We start from the raw sequence: 13,947 nt of genomic DNA on the forward strand, positions 1-13,947 counted from the left end.
AGTCACCGAATTGGTGGATCGGGCGCGCCGTTTCCGGCGCTCGACAGGACGCGAGCCAGCCGATGGAGGTCGGCGTCGGTGCAGCGGTGGTCCACCGGGAGGGTGAGCATTCGGGTGGTCAGGGTGGTGGTCTGCTCGTCGTGGCTGTGGAAGGCGGTCTGCCGCCAATGCACCGGGGCGAAGATGTGATGCCTGGCCAGGTGCTGCTGCAAGGCGTCCCGGATCGGCTCGGAGCGGCACACCAACTGGAGACGGAACGGTGTCCGGCCCGGGGGCAGGAGCCGCCAGTCCGGCGTCTCGGTGGGGAGCAGGGCGGCCAGGGCCCGGGCCCGCTCGGTGCTTCGTCGTCGAACGCCGGCTATGTCCATCAGGGGCAGGACGGCGGCCGTTGTGGCGCACGGCCGGGCGCTGCTGCCCAGCAGGGTCTGCTCGCCCTGCTGTTGCAGGGCGCGGAAGACCTCACGAGGAACGTCCTCGCCGTCCAGCCAGGCGGATTTCAGGAGCATGGCGGCCAGCTTCAGGTCGCCGCCCGGGCCGGGCGGGCCGGACGAGGCCGGCAGGCGGCGGCCCGATGGGGACCAGAGCAGGCCGCCGTCGGGCAGGGGCAGGGTTTTGCGCAGGGACGCCACGGCGTAGGCGGCCGTACTGTGACGGGGCCACTCGCCGAACGGGTCGTGGGAGTGGTCCTCGATGACGGGCACCGCGGGGTGGGCCTCGATCCAGGCCTGCCACGGGGCGGCTTCCTCGCGGGCGAAGAGGTTCTGGGCCAGGACCACGTCGCCGGGCACCGCCGGCAACGCGGTCAGGTCGAGGGTGTCCGGCAGGTGGCGGTACCAGCCGATGGGGACGACGTGGGCCAGGGACTCGGCTACGCCGGTGCAGAAGTACGACGGGACGAACAAGCGGCCCCGGGGTTGCAGGAGCCGCAGCACCGCGTGCAGGGCGCCGCACGCGGTGGCGAACAGGGCGCGGCGGGCGGGAAACCAGGCGGGCGGGCCGTCGCCGCCCAGCACACCGGGCTCCCAGTGGAACTCGGAGCCGATGTCAGGCGGCACGGTCGATGTTCAGGTGGTCGACGTGGACGGGGGGCTCGCCGCGGTTCAGGGAGGTGGCCGTGCGCCACAGGATGCGCAGGTCGAGCATCGGGGTGCGGTGGTCGACGTACCAGCGGTCCAGGATGAAGCGCTGCGGCCAGTCGATGTCGTCGCGGCCGTTCACCTGGGCCCAGCCGGTGATGCCCGGCTTCACCTCCAGGCGGCGGGCGTCCAGCGGGGAGTAGTGGGCCACCTGGGGCAGCACGTCGGGGCGGGGGCCGACGAGCAGCATGTCGCCGCGGACGACGTTGAACAGCTGAGGCAGCTCGTCCAGGCTGGTGCGGCGCAGGAAGCGGCCGCACCGGGTGATGCGGGGATCGTTCTCGAGCAGGCCGTACGGGTCGGCCATGCCCAGCGACGACGACAGGGCCACCGAATCGTGGACCATCGAGCGGAACTTCAGCATGCGGAACGGCACGCCGCCGCGGCCGGCGCGGTCCTGGACGAACAGCACGCCCTTGCCGTCGGCCACGCGGATCCACACGGCCACGGCGACGATCAGCGGGAGCAGCAGCAGAATCAGCAGGGCGGCCACCACGCGGTTGAGGAAGTCCCACATCACAGTGCCTCCACGGTCGGTCCGGTCAGGCAGTGCCGGGTGTCGAGCACGTACGCGGCGTGCGCGGCCACCAGGCTCAGGTCGAACTCGGAGTGGTCGGCCAGCACGACGACGGCGTCGGCCCGGGCGGCCTGCTCCGCGGTGAGGGCGACCCGGGCCACGCGGGGGTCGATGTGCGTGTCCTCGACGACGTGCGGGTCGGCTGCGGCCACGTCGGCGCCCATCTGCAGCAGCAGTGCGGCGACGCGGCGGGCCGGTGACTCGCGGGCGTCGCCGCTGTCGCGTTTGTAGGCCAGGCCGAGCAGGAGCACGCGGGAGCCGTTCACCGGTTTGCGGCGCTCGTTGAGGGCGGCGACCAGACGCCGTACGACGTAGTCCGGCATGTGGTTGTTGATGTCGTTGGCCAGCTCGACGAAGCGGAAGCTCTGCCCGAGCGTGCGCTGCACCCGCCACGAGAGATACGACGGGTCGATCGGCAGGCAGTGCCCGCCGACGCCGGGTCCGGGGGTGAAGCGCATGAAGCCGAACGGCTTGCTGGACGCGGCGTCGATCGCCTCCCACACGTCGATGCCGAGCTCGTGCGCGAAGACGGCGAGTTCGTTGACGAGCGCGATGTTCACGTGCCGGAAGGTGTTCTCCAGCAGCTTGGCCAGCTCGGCCGCCTTGCAGTCGGAGACCGGCACGGTGTGCTCGACGATGGTGTCGTAGAAGGCCCGGATCCGCTGCAGGGACTCGGGATTGATGCCGGAGACGACCTTCGGGGTGACGGCCAGGCGCCATTCCCGGTTTCCCGGATCGATCCGCTCGGGACTGTATCCGAGGAAGAAGTCGGTTCCCGCGATCAGACCCGAGCCCTCTTCGAGGATCGGCGCGACCAGATCGGAGGTGGTTCCCGGGTAGGTCGTCGACTCGAGCGCGACAGTCGCGCCGGGCCGCAGATAGCGGGCCAGGGTCCGAGCCGATTGCTTGATGTACGTCAGGTCGGGCGTGCCCTCGCGCAGCGGGGTCGGCACCGCGATGACGGCGACGTCGAAACCCGCGCAGGACCGCGGATCCGAGGACGCGCGGAAGCCGGGCAGCGCCCGCAAGTCGTCCGAGGAGACGTCGTCGACGTACGACTCGCCGGCGGCCAGCCTCTTCACGCGCTCCTCGTCGACGTCGTAGCCGACGACCGTGTGCCCGGCCCGTGCGGCCTGGACGGCCAGGGGAAGGCCGACGTATCCCTGCCCGGCGACGACCACCTTCATGAGACGCGCTCCTTGACGAAGGCGGGGCTCGCCGAGAGCCAGCGCAGGACGGCGATCAGGTCGTTGCGGGGCGCCGACGCGTCGAGCAGGGACAGCACCGAGCCGTCGAGCGGCGGCACCGGCACCTGCGAGATGAGCGGGTGGTACGGACGGCTGTCGTGTTCGCCCGCGCCGAACAGGCTCTCCTCGAGCTTCTCGCCCGGCCGCAGTCCGGTGTAGACGATCGCGATGTGCCGCTCGGCCGCCTCGGCCAGGCGCTTGGCCACGTCGGCGATGCGGACCGGCTCGCCCATGTCCAGCACCAGCACCTCGCCGGAGCTTTTCAGCGCGCCGGCCTGGATCACCAGCCGTACGGCCTCCTGGACCGTCATGAAGTAGCGGGTGACGTCCGGGTCGGTGACCGTGATCGGGCCGCCCGCCTCGACCTGGGCCGCGAACGCGGTCAGCACCGAGCCGCGGCTGCCGAGCACGTTGCCGAACCGCACCGAGGAGAAGGAGGCGGCCGCGGTGAGCCGTTCGGTGATGCGCTTGGAGTAGCCGAGCACGCTCACCGGGTCGGCCGCCTTGTCGGTGGAGATGTTCACCAGCCGCTCGACGCCGTGCCGGAGCGCGGTCTGCAGGACCTGGTACGTGCCGAGGATGTTCGTCTTGAGCGCCTCGGAGGGGTGCATCTCGAGCAGGGGCAGGTGTTTGAGGGCGGCGGCGTGGAACACGACGTGCGGCCGGTGCTCGGCGAAGACCTCGTCGAGGCGTTGCCGGTCGCGGATGTCGGCCACCACGAGGTTGCGGTCGTCGAGCAGGCCGCGGCCGTCCAGCGAGAGCTGCACGGCGTGCAGGCCGGACTCGTCGCGGTCGAGCATCACCAGCCGGTCCGGGCGGAAGCGGGCGACCTGGCGGCACAGCTCGGATCCGATCGATCCGCCGGCCCCGGTGACCAGCACCCGGCGGCCTTCCAGATATCCGGCCACGGCGGCCAGGTCGATGCCGATCTCGCGGCGGCCGAGCAGGTCGGCGTGGGTGACCGGGCGGATGTCGTCGACGCTGACCGTGCGGCCGAACAGTTCCACCACCGGCGGCACGACTTTGACGTCGACGTTCATCGGGCCGGCGGCCTCGGTGAGCTCGCGGATGAGGTCGGCACCGGCGCTGGGGATGGCGATGAGGACGGAGTGGGCGCCGTAGCGCCGGACCACCTCGGCCAGCGCGCGCCGGGTGCCGGCCACCGGGACCCCCATGATGTGCAGGGTGCGTTTGGCCGGGTCGTCGTCGAGCAGGGCGACCGGCACGTACGGGCTGGACGGGCTGCGCAGCATCGACCGGACGGCCTGGGCGCCGCCCTCGCCGGCGCCCATCACCACCACCCGCAGGCCGCGTTCGGCCGAGGGACGCAGCCGCTGGTCCTGAAGGAGCCGGACGGCGTACCGCACACCGGCCGCCAGCACGAGCGCGACCAGCCCGGCGCCGATGATGGCCGACCGCGGCACGAGCCGGCCGAGCAGGGTGTCCAGCAGGAACAGGACAGGCGTGGTGACCGCGAGAGTCTTGGCCAGCGCCGCGATCTCCTCGAAGCAGCCGTACTGCCAGCGGCCCGTGTACAGGCCCCACCAGGAACCGGTGACGGCCAGCACGACCGCGGCCACGGCGGCCAGCACGGCCAGGCCGGTCAGATCGGCCTCGGCCAGGTCGCCGTCGTGGCGCAGCAGGGTGGCGATCAGCAGCGCCAGCGCCAGCGCGGCGGCGTCGGCCCCGGCCCGGGCGGCCCGGCCGGGCAGGACACCGGCCCGGGCGCGGTGGCTCGGGTCCTCGGTGACCTCGCGCGCCGCACTGCTTACGACCATGGAGTCCTCCCCCGAAAACAGCGCTGGGAATGCGCTTTCAAAGGCTCGCAGTCGTTATCTCACCTCCACAGTGGCAATTGTCACGAGCGATCTGAATATCTCTCATGTTCCACATGACATGGGGCCTGACCAGGCACTACTTCGCCCAATAAGATGAATATCGCTCTTGTTCGGCATGACATTTGCGCCTTTCATCGCGCCGGAGCGTCTGCGACCGTCCATTTGTCGAGAGAGGCCATCATGCGGGTCTTGCACGTCATCGGAGCGCGGCCCGGCAGCGGCGCCGAGCATCAGTTGCGCCTGCTGCTGGGGCGATTGCCGTACGACGGGCACGTGCTCACCCTCGGTCCCGCTCCCCCGGTCCTGCGGGCGACCGGCGCCACCCTGCACGAGTGGCCGACCACCCGCGACCGCGACCTCGGCGCGATCCGCCGGATGGGCCGCCTGATCCGCGAGGGGCGCTTCGACGTCGTACACACCCATCTCTTCCGCGCGTGCGTGCAGGGACGGGTCGCCGCCCGGCTGGCCCGGACACCGCGGGTGGTCGCCACCGAGTACCACGCCGACGAGGGCCGCCGGACCGCGGCCGGGGTGCGGGCGCTCTACCTGGCCGGGGAACGGCACAGCGGCGTGACCGTCGCGGCCGCCCCGGCCGTGGCCGACCGGCTGCGGCGCTGGGGCGTGCCCCTCGACCGGGTCACCGTCATCCCCAAGGCGCTCGACGCCGGCGAGTACGCGTTCGATCCGGCACTGCGCTCGGCGGCCCGGGCCCGGCTGCGCATCCCGCCCGGCACCCCGGTCGTCGGGGCCGTCGGCCGGCTCGAACCCGAGCGGCGCCTCGACACCCTGATCCGGGCCGTGGCCGAGGTTCCGGCGGCGACGCTGCTGCTGGTCGGCGACGGACCGGCCCGGGTCGCGCTGCAACTACTGGCCGGCATCGAGGGGGTCAGCGACCGGGTGCTGTTCGCCGGGCCGGTCGAGCACCCCCGCGAGATGCTGTGCGCCATGGACGTCTTCGCGTCACCCAGCCGTGGGACCTTCGGGCTGGCCGTGCTGGAGGCGATAGCGGCCGGACTGCCGGCGCTGTACGCGGCCTGCCCGCCCCTGGAGGAGATGACGGCGGCCCGCACGCCGGTGGAGCACACCCGGCGGCTCACCCCGCACGATCCGGAGTCGCTGCCCCGGGCCCTGCGAGCCGAGGTTCTGTGCCACCTCGAGAGGTACGGGGCCCGGCTGCCCCCGCGGACCCTGCCCGACCGCTACCGCGCGAACCGGATGGCCGCCGACGTGAACGAGCTCTACGAGCGGGTCGCCGCCAGCTGAGGCCGGCCGATCGCACAGCGCCGGGCCAGATCCCGTACGAAAGGGACCCGCAGCAAGCTCTCCAGGAAGATGAAGCCCAGCCAGGCACCCAGCGTGTTGGAGAGCAGGTCGTTGACGTCGGCCCAGCGGGTGCCGTGCACCGTGACCAGCAGCAACAGCTGGGTGAGCTCGATGGTGAGGCTGATCAGGAAGCCGATGAGGACCACGCGCGGCTCCCGGGTGACCCGGAACACCGTCTGCAGGAACCAGGCCAGCGGCAGCATCATGGCGCCGTTCAGGATGAAGTCGGCCGGGCGCATCTCCAGGATGGGCACGAGAATGATCCGGTACCAGTCGGGGGAACCGGGACCCCAGCCCACGTGCAGCGGCAGCATGGTCGCGCCGAGGACGGCCACCGCGTACCAGCCGGCGAGCCACGCGTTCACCAGTTGCGCCCGGTCGCGCACCCGGCTCGCGGCGAAGGCCATCAGGGCGATCCCCAGGACGAGCATGACGGGGATCGCGGGGATTACCAATCGCTGCACCGTTCTGAGGATACGTGGGCGCCCTACCGCAGCCAGCCGTCCTTACGGGCGATTCGAATGGCGTCGAGACGGTTGCGCGCGCCCGTCTTGGCGATGATGGCGGACAGGTAGTTACGGACCGTGCCGCCGGACAGGTAGAGCCGGCCCGCGATCTCCTTGACCGAGTCGCCCTCGGCGGCCAGGCCCAGCACCTCCAGCTCCCGGGTGGTCAGGCCACGCTCGGTGGTGAGCGAGGCCGCCTGCAACATCGGGGACACCACCCGCTCGCCGAGCGCGAGACGGCGTACGGAATCGGCGAGAAGGTGGGCACTGGCCGTCTTGAGCAGGAAGTTCAGGCAGCCGGTCCGGTGGCGGGGCGGCAGCATGCCGCGCTTGGCCGGATCGCAGAGCAGCAGCAGCGCGCAGGTCGGCGCCGACGAATGCAACTCGGTCGCAACCGGCAGAACCTGACTGACCATGCGGTCGGTGTCGATCACTATGACGCTCGGCCACGTCCGCGCGGCCAGCCGGGGCAGCTCGTTGCCGAACGGCAGCGTGCCGACGAACGCCATGTCGGGATTCGTCTCGAGCAGAGCGCGCACGGGAACGCCGAAATATCCCTCTTCCCTGGCCACCGCTACCCGGATCACCACATCACCTTCCCCCGATGGGCACTGCGGGACGGGCCTGGCTGATCTGGTGACGTGGCGGTGGAGAGCCACAGGTGCCCGTCGATCCGACGCCTCCTCACGGTAACGCGCCTGTCACGCGACGGATACCGCGCTCAGCCGATCAACCGATGCCAATGCACCGGATCTGCTGAGTGTCCACTGTCACGTCCTCTCAAGTCCGGGTGCCGCCGGCCGACCAGAACGCTTACCCCTGGTCATCTCGAACAGCAGGACGGGCCGTTGACTCGTACAGCTAGGCACATCGCTCGCATTGCGGCAGCCGGCATCGCAGCCGTTCTGCTCACCGGTTGCAGCAGCATCACCGACCTCACCAGCAGCAGCAAGCCGTTGCTCAAGTCCTCGCCGTCCGCGTCACCGGCCGCGTCGGCGTCGGCGTCGGCGGCACCGGCACCCACCCCCACCCGCGCCAGTGGCCCGCTCGACACGGGAACGGTCACCCACCGCGTCGACCAAGGCAACTTCTCGGTGCAGCTGACCTACTGGACCTCGGACAACGCCAAGCAGTACACGGCGGCCTCGTCCAAGACCATCAACGTCGCCGCCCACATCGAGGACGCCGACAGCACGCACCACGTCACCGTCACCACCTTCCAGGTGATCCAGGACGACAGCGCCAAACGGGCCGTGGTCACCACCGACAGCGGCAAGTTCGACGTCACGCCGCCCTACCCCTACAACACCGTGGTGACCCTTCCGGCGGCGACGGCGGGAGCAACGAAGCTCACGCTGACGATCCGGCTCGACCTCCTCGTGGAGACCGCGCCGAAATCGAACAGCTACTACCGCTCCACCGCTCTCGACACCCTGACCCTGCCGCTGCTCACGAACGGTACCGCCCGATGACCGAGTCCAGTCCCGGCCTGCGCCGGGCCACCGACCGCCAGATCCTGATGCCGCGCAGCGCCAAGGCGGGGCCGCTCGCCCTGCCACCGGCCGTGCCGAAGCTGTCCGACCTGGAGAACGTCGAGGTGGTGTCGGGCGAGATCGCCATGGCCTCCACGGCGACACCCCGCAACGCCACGATCAGCTGCATCATCCCCTGCTACAACGAGCAGGACACGATCGCCGACGTCCTCAAGAGCCTGCTCGGGCAGACCCGGCTGCCGGACGTCATCCACGTCATCATCAACAACACCGACGACGACACCCCGGAGATCGCGCGGTCGTTCGAGGGCCGGCACACCCGTACCGTCAAGGGTGAAGAGTTCGTCACCGTCGTGCACGTCCACGACATGGGCTCCAACCCCGACAAGAAGGTCGGCGCGCTCAACTACGGCTACTTCCTGTCCCGCGGCTACGACTACATCCTCGGCGTCGACGGCGACACCACGCTCGCCCGCGACGCCGTCGAACGGCTCGAACTGGAGATGACCGACGACCCCCGCATCGGGGGACTCAGCGCCATCTACAGCATCGACAAGAACCGCTACAAGGGCCTCATGGCGCGCTTCCTGATCGCCGGCCAGCGCGCACAGTTCGCCGCCTTCAACATGGACAACCTGCTGCGCGGCCGCAACATGGCCGTGCTCGGCGGCCAGTGCAGCCTGTTCAGCATCCGGGCGCTGGAGACGGTGATGGTCCGCCACCACCAGCAGGCCCCGTGGGTCCGCGACAGCGAGGTCGAGGACAGCAAGCTCTCCCTGCAGATCAAGGACGCCGGGTACAGCACGAAGATCAGCTCGACCGCCCGCGCCTTCGTGGGCCCGATGACCAACCTGCGCGCCCTGCACGGCCAGCAGGTCAAATGGAACTTCGGCGCCATCGACCTGTTCTGGCCCGGCACGCGCGGCGACAACCAGGGCCAGCCGCTGCACCCGAACCTGCGGCTGCGCTGGTACGAGAACATCGCGATGGCGTTCAACATCGCCTCCCGCCTCGGCTTCCTGCTGCTGCTGGTGGCGGCGCTGTCCATCCACGCCTTCGTGTTCAACCCGATCTGGCTGATCCCGCCGGCCGTGGCGGCGCTGCTCAACCTGCGCCTGGCGCTGTCGATGAAGGACAAGAGCGCTTCCGACATCCTGTACGCGGCGCTGGCCCTGCCGGCCGAGTTGTACATGTGGATCCGGATGGGGCACTTCGTGTCGGCCTGGACGCAGTTCCTGGCCAAGACGGACAAGGACAACTGGGCCGCCCAGGCCAACGCCGAGAAGGGCAAGGGCTCGGCGTACGTCATGCCCCTGGTGGTCCTGCTCGCCGTCCTCGGCGGCGCCACCTACGCGTGGAGCCAGCAGAGCGTGTCCGTGCAGTCGGCGATCCTGTCGCTGGGCTGGCCGATCCTCTACATCGCCACCATCGCCCAGACCGTCTTCATGATGCGCAAACTGTTCCGCCGCCACCGCGGCTTCGCCGTCTAAAGTTCGGTGTGTGCGAGCCCGGCCGATCCCGCGATCGGCCGGGCTCAACCTTTTGCCGGTGTGGTGGCGTTAACCTCGCATGCCTTCTGCTGAGGACTTCCGGGCGTTCGTCGAACGGGAGTGGGCGCCGCTGCTGCGCACGGCCTACCTGCTCACCGGCGATCGCGGCTACGCCGAGGATCTGGTGCAGGCCGCCCTCGAGAAGACCCACCGCCGCTGGCCGCGGGTGTCGCGGATGGAGGCGCCCGTCGCGTACGTCCGCAAAGCCATGGTCAACACGGCCGTGTCGTGGCGGCGGCGACGGCGGGTCAGCGAGGTGCCGCTGCTGCTCAGCGACGCGCCGGCCGGGGATCCGTACGGGCCGCTCGACCAGCGGCACGAGGTGATCACAGCGCTGCGCGGCCTGCCGCCCCGGATGCGGGCGGTGCTGGTGCTGCGCTACTTCGCCGACCTCAGCGAGGCCGAGACGGCGGCGACGCTCGGTTGTTCGGTCGGAAGCGTCAAGAGCCAGGCCTCACGCGGCCTCGACCGGCTGCGCGCCGAGTTCCGGCCCGCCCCGACTCTCGAAGGGAAGCGCGCATGACCACCGAGGCGACGCTGCGCGACGCGCTGGCGGCTGAGGCCGGCGCCCTGGGCGTACCGCAAGATCCGTGGAAGGGTTTCGCCAAGCGCGAGAAGACCCACAAGCGCAACCGGCGGATCCGGATCGCCGTGGTGGCGGCCGCCCTGGTGGCCGCGGTGGGCGTGCAGACCGGCGTGGTGCCGCTGCCCGGCTGGGCGCCGGGCCTCGCGATCGCGGGATGGGAGACGGCGCTGGCCAAGAGCCCGCCCCGAGGTTCGCTGGCCGACGACACCGCGTGGCTGGACGGCCTGCGCGGCGAGATCAAGGACGTCGAGGACCCCGGCGAGCTGTGGAAGATCCAGGACCGGAGCAAAATCCGGTTCCTGTACGCCGGTGACGTGCCCGGCCATCGGCTGGCGCTGGCGCTGGTGCCGCTGCGGTTCGGGTTCCTGACCAGCCAGACCCTGATGTGGTACCGGGGGGAGCCGGGCGCGGCGCCGGCCGAGATGAGCGAGGACGCCCGCACCGACGGCGACGACCCGGTGGCGATCTTCAAGCAGGGCCGCACCGACGCCCCGGGCGCGCTGGTGGTCGTGGCCCCCTCGGGCTCGACGGTGGCGGTGAGCAGCGGCTTCACCTACAGCCCGGCGGGCCGGGTCGAGCACGCCGCGCCGCGGACGGGCACGCCCGGCAGCGGGCTGGCCGAGCTCACCCTGCCCGCGGCGCCGTTCGACCCCGGCACCACGGTCACGGTGTACGACTCGCACGGGCGGGTCATCCACAGCGGACCGGCGTACGGCGGATGGACGGGCCGGGCCGGCCAGAGCACGCAGGAGATCAGCGAGCGGACGCTGACGGACGCGCTCGGCGGCCGGGCCTTCGACCGGCCCACGATGCGAGGCTGGATCGAAAGCGCGCTGATCGACGCCCGCCTGCCCGCCCGGGGCACCACGGTGCGGGTCCGGTGGACGGGCACGGTGAATGGCCAGCCGGCGGCGCTGCTCACGGTGCAGCCGAACGGCGGCGGGGTCCTGGCGTACGCGTTCCACGGCGGCGCGAACACCTACCGTCAGGATCTGCGCCTGCTCCTGCCGGCCGCCGGCGCCGACGAGCGCCCGATCGCCTGGCGCATGCGGGCCGAGGGCAAGGACGACCGCACGGACCAGGTGGTGGCCGTCGGCCCACCCGGCACGGCCCGGCTGTCCCCGGGCGGCGTCCCCGACACGACGGGCGCGGCCTTCGCCTCCCTCCCGGCCGACGGCGACGCGACGGTGACGGCGTTCGCCGCCGACGGTTCGGTCCTCGGCGCCACCCCGGTTCCCCCCTTCGAAACCGACAGCGGCGGCCTCCCCGGCGACACCCCGAAGACGAGAATCGTGCCCTAGTTGTGCTGGCCAGCGACGTTGGTCAACCTGGTGATGGGTGGTGGGCGGCCGGTGCGTTTGGCGGTGGCTTGCTGATGGCGTTTGCCCTGCGCTCGACCGACGTAGCCCCAGCCGCCGCCATCGGGGATGTTGCCGTATTCGGTGGCATCCACGTGCAGCATCGCGCCGGGCCGGTCGTGTTCGTAGCGTCGGACCGGCTCGCCGGTCACCCGGTCGAGGTGGCTCAGCCGACTGAGCCGGCAACGGGTCAGGACCGCGTGCACGGTCGAGACCGGCATACCGAGACGGCCGCCGATCTGGACCGGGCCGAGGCGGTGCTTGCATCACAGACGCACAATCTTGCGGACCTGCGGCTGCGGGGTGCGCGCCGGTGGCCCTGACGAACGGTCCCGCATACCGGCGGCACCGAGTTCGCGATAGCGCCCGGCCCAGCGTTTCGCCGGGACACGAAGGCCTCCCGCCTGCTGGAACTGGTTCCTAGACAGCTCCACTCCACAGCTGGAGGCCTTCACTCGTTCACAACATCAGACCCGGATCGTCAGACAACCTCGAGCAACCTCCCCGGACAGCACACCTGGTCCTCGTACTCCACGACGTACGCGACGAGGGCCTCATCCGCCTCGGTGGTGTGGTCCTCGCCGTCACGCCAGCGCACCACATCACCGGCCGCGACCGGCTGCCAGTCCCCGTCGCCGGAGCGAACCCGCCCGCGCCCCTCAACGACCAGGAGAAGCTGGTCCCCCGTGGCCGGATGACGCCCGATGCGGCCACCCGCCGCCACCCGCAACACCGTCACCGCCGTATGTTCCGCCCGCACCAGCGCCTCCGCGGTGAGCCCGGCACTCCCATACGCGGGAACCTCACGCCCACCGCCCCCAAGCAAGCTCCGGATCTCCACGGCGCCGAAGCCTAACGGAGCCGGGCCGGCCACGGGTGTCGCGTGGCCGGCCCGGCGTGATCCGCGGTTAGCGGGGTACGACCTTTTCGACCGCCCAGGTACGCCACGTGTCCAGGTGGTGCTGGACCTGGACGAGCTGGTCGGCGACCGGGCCGGGGCCGGTCGAGCCGGGGGTGGTGCGGGAGGCCAGGGCCGACTCGACGGTGAGGACCTGGCGGACGGACGGGTCCAGGTGTTCGCTGACCGTTTTGAGGTCGTCGTCGGTCAGGTCCTCGAGTTCGCACTCGCGGACCGAGCAGAGCGCGACCAGCTTGCCGGTGATCTCGTGGGCGTCGCGGAACGGGACGCCCTTGCGGACCAGCCAGTCGGCGACCTCGGTGGCCAGCGAGAAGCCGACCGGGGCGGCCGCGGCGAGGCGGTCCACCCGTACCGTCATGGTCGAGATCATGCCGGCCAGGGCGGGCAGCAGGAGCTCGAGGGTCTCGATGGCGTCGAAGACCGGCTCCTTGTCCTCCTGCATGTCGCGGTCGTACGTGAGCGGCAGGCCCTTGAGCATGGTCAGCACCGTGACCAGGCCGCCGATCAGGCGGCCGCTCTTGCCGCGGGCCAGCTCGGCGATGTCCGCGTTCTTCTTCTGCGGCATGATCGACGAGCCGGTGGCGAAGGCGTCGTCCAGTTCCACCCAGCCGAACTCGGTCGACGTCCAGAGCACGACCTCCTCGCCCAGCCGGGAGAGGTGCACGCCGATCAGCGACGTGATGAACAGGAACTCGGCGACGAAGTCCCGGTCGGCCACCGCGTCCATCGAGTTCGGCGCCGGGGCGGTGAAGCCGAGCTCCTTGGCCACCGCGGCCGGGTCGAGCGGCAGCGACGAGCCGGCCAGGGCCCCGCTGCCCAACGGCGAGATGGCCGTACGGGCGTCCCAGTCCCGCATCCGGTCGAGGTCACGCAGCAGCGGCTGCACGTGGGCGAGCAGCCAGTGCCCGAAGGAGACCGGCTGCGCGTGCTGCACGTGGGTCAGGCCGGGGGCCGGCGTGTTCACGTTGTTCGCGGCCTGCTCGGTGAGCGCGTCGGCCAGCTCGACCAGGGCTTGCGCGACCCCGCGGGCGTGGTCGCGCATGTAGAGGCGCAGGTCGGTGGCGACCTGGTCGTTACGGGAGCGACCGGCGCGCAGCTTGCCGCCGAGCGTGCCGAGCCGTTCCAGCAGGCCGCGTTCGAGCGCGGTGTGCACGTCCTCGTCGTCGATCGTCGGCCGGAACTCGCCGGACGCACAGGCCGCCTCGAGGTCGTCGAGGGCGGCCAGCATCTGGCCCAGCTCGTCCGGGTCGAGCAGCCCGGCTGCGGCCAGGACCCGGGCGTGGGCGCGGGAGCCGGCGATGTCGTACGGGGCGAGGCGCCAGTCGAACTGCACGCTCACCGACAGACGGGCCAGGGCGTCGGCGGGACCGCCGGCGAACCGGCCACCCCACAAGGATGTCTTCTCGGTCGTCAC

13 protein-coding genes and 1 pseudogene are annotated in these 13,947 nt (G+C 71.2%); 5 read left to right on the top strand and 9 right to left on the bottom strand.

All coding sequences use genetic code 11. The features are described from left to right. Window positions 1-2 precede the first annotated feature (2 nt). The 4 genes from ACGFJ7_RS14580 to ACGFJ7_RS14595 are packed head-to-tail and all read right to left on the bottom strand — an operon-like array spanning window position 3 to window position 4,738. Entirely contained in the window at window positions 3-1,055 is a 1,053-nt protein-coding gene (locus ACGFJ7_RS14580; protein ID WP_392642458.1) for a hypothetical protein, read from the bottom strand. Then, complete coding sequence (locus ACGFJ7_RS14585; protein WP_360243415.1) at window positions 1,045-1,653, bottom strand: sugar transferase; 609 nt, start codon at window positions 1,651-1,653, stop codon at window positions 1,045-1,047. The genes ACGFJ7_RS14580 and ACGFJ7_RS14585 overlap by 11 nt, the downstream gene beginning before the upstream one ends. After that, complete coding sequence (locus ACGFJ7_RS14590; RefSeq protein ID WP_360239090.1) at window positions 1,653-2,900, bottom strand: nucleotide sugar dehydrogenase; 1,248 nt, start codon at window positions 2,898-2,900, stop codon at window positions 1,653-1,655. Before ACGFJ7_RS14590 ends, ACGFJ7_RS14585 begins: the two co-directional genes overlap by 1 nt. Beyond that, on the bottom strand, window positions 2,897-4,738 hold the full coding sequence (locus tag ACGFJ7_RS14595) for a polysaccharide biosynthesis protein (RefSeq protein ID WP_392642459.1): 1,842 nt from the start codon (window positions 4,736-4,738) through the stop codon (window positions 2,897-2,899). Before ACGFJ7_RS14595 ends, ACGFJ7_RS14590 begins: the two co-directional genes overlap by 4 nt. Before the next feature lie 240 nt (window positions 4,739-4,978). Between ACGFJ7_RS14595 and ACGFJ7_RS14600 the strand changes: the two genes are divergently transcribed. Beyond that, on the top strand, window positions 4,979-6,061 hold the full coding sequence (locus tag ACGFJ7_RS14600) for a glycosyltransferase (RefSeq protein ID WP_392642460.1): 1,083 nt from the start codon (window positions 4,979-4,981) through the stop codon (window positions 6,059-6,061). Here the strand turns inward: ACGFJ7_RS14600 and ACGFJ7_RS14605 are convergent. Both ACGFJ7_RS14605 and ACGFJ7_RS14610 read right to left on the bottom strand, forming a co-directional pair. Further along, window positions 6,037-6,585, bottom strand: coding sequence for a VanZ family protein (locus ACGFJ7_RS14605; RefSeq protein ID WP_360239097.1), 549 nt, complete (start codon window positions 6,583-6,585; stop codon window positions 6,037-6,039). The genes ACGFJ7_RS14600 and ACGFJ7_RS14605 overlap by 25 nt on opposite strands. Before the next feature lie 23 nt (window positions 6,586-6,608). Next, complete coding sequence (locus tag ACGFJ7_RS14610; protein ID WP_392642461.1) at window positions 6,609-7,214, bottom strand: response regulator transcription factor; 606 nt, start codon at window positions 7,212-7,214, stop codon at window positions 6,609-6,611. Between the two features lie 261 nt (window positions 7,215-7,475). On the opposite strand from ACGFJ7_RS14610, the gene ACGFJ7_RS14615 reads away from it, so the two are divergent. From ACGFJ7_RS14615 to ACGFJ7_RS14630, 4 genes are all read left to right on the top strand, one after another. Continuing rightward, a complete protein-coding gene (locus ACGFJ7_RS14615; protein ID WP_392642462.1) occupies window positions 7,476-8,099 on the top strand; it encodes a hypothetical protein in 624 nt (207 codons plus the stop codon). Beyond that, on the top strand, window positions 8,096-9,610 hold the full coding sequence (locus tag ACGFJ7_RS14620; RefSeq protein ID WP_360239106.1) for a glycosyltransferase family 2 protein: 1,515 nt from the start codon (window positions 8,096-8,098) through the stop codon (window positions 9,608-9,610). The genes ACGFJ7_RS14615 and ACGFJ7_RS14620 overlap by 4 nt, the downstream gene beginning before the upstream one ends. 79 nt (window positions 9,611-9,689) lie before the next feature. Further along, window positions 9,690-10,193 carry a SigE family RNA polymerase sigma factor gene (locus tag ACGFJ7_RS14625; protein WP_360239109.1) on the top strand — a complete coding sequence of 168 codons (504 nt, stop codon included), beginning with the start codon at window positions 9,690-9,692 and terminating at the stop codon, window positions 10,191-10,193. Next, entirely contained in the window at window positions 10,190-11,557 is a 1,368-nt protein-coding gene (locus tag ACGFJ7_RS14630; protein ID WP_360239112.1) for a hypothetical protein, read from the top strand. Before ACGFJ7_RS14625 ends, ACGFJ7_RS14630 begins: the two co-directional genes overlap by 4 nt. A gap of 62 nt (window positions 11,558-11,619) precedes the next feature. Here the strand turns inward: ACGFJ7_RS14630 and ACGFJ7_RS14635 are convergent. The 3 genes and pseudogenes from ACGFJ7_RS14635 to argH form a co-directional block, all read right to left on the bottom strand. Next, window positions 11,620-12,003 (bottom strand): annotated as a pseudogene (locus ACGFJ7_RS14635) (helix-turn-helix domain-containing protein); the annotation flags it as partial. Between the two features lie 92 nt (window positions 12,004-12,095). After that, window positions 12,096-12,374 (bottom strand): cupin domain-containing protein, encoded by a 279-nt coding sequence (locus tag ACGFJ7_RS14640; RefSeq protein ID WP_360239115.1) that lies wholly within the window; start codon window positions 12,372-12,374, stop codon window positions 12,096-12,098. A gap of 148 nt (window positions 12,375-12,522) precedes the next feature. Continuing rightward, entirely contained in the window at window positions 12,523-13,947 is a 1,425-nt protein-coding gene (gene argH / locus ACGFJ7_RS14645) for an argininosuccinate lyase (RefSeq protein WP_360239118.1), read from the bottom strand.

The organism is Actinoplanes sp. NPDC048988 (assembly GCF_043197815.1).
In the GTDB taxonomy this organism is placed as follows: domain Bacteria; phylum Actinomycetota; class Actinomycetes; order Mycobacteriales; family Micromonosporaceae; genus Actinoplanes.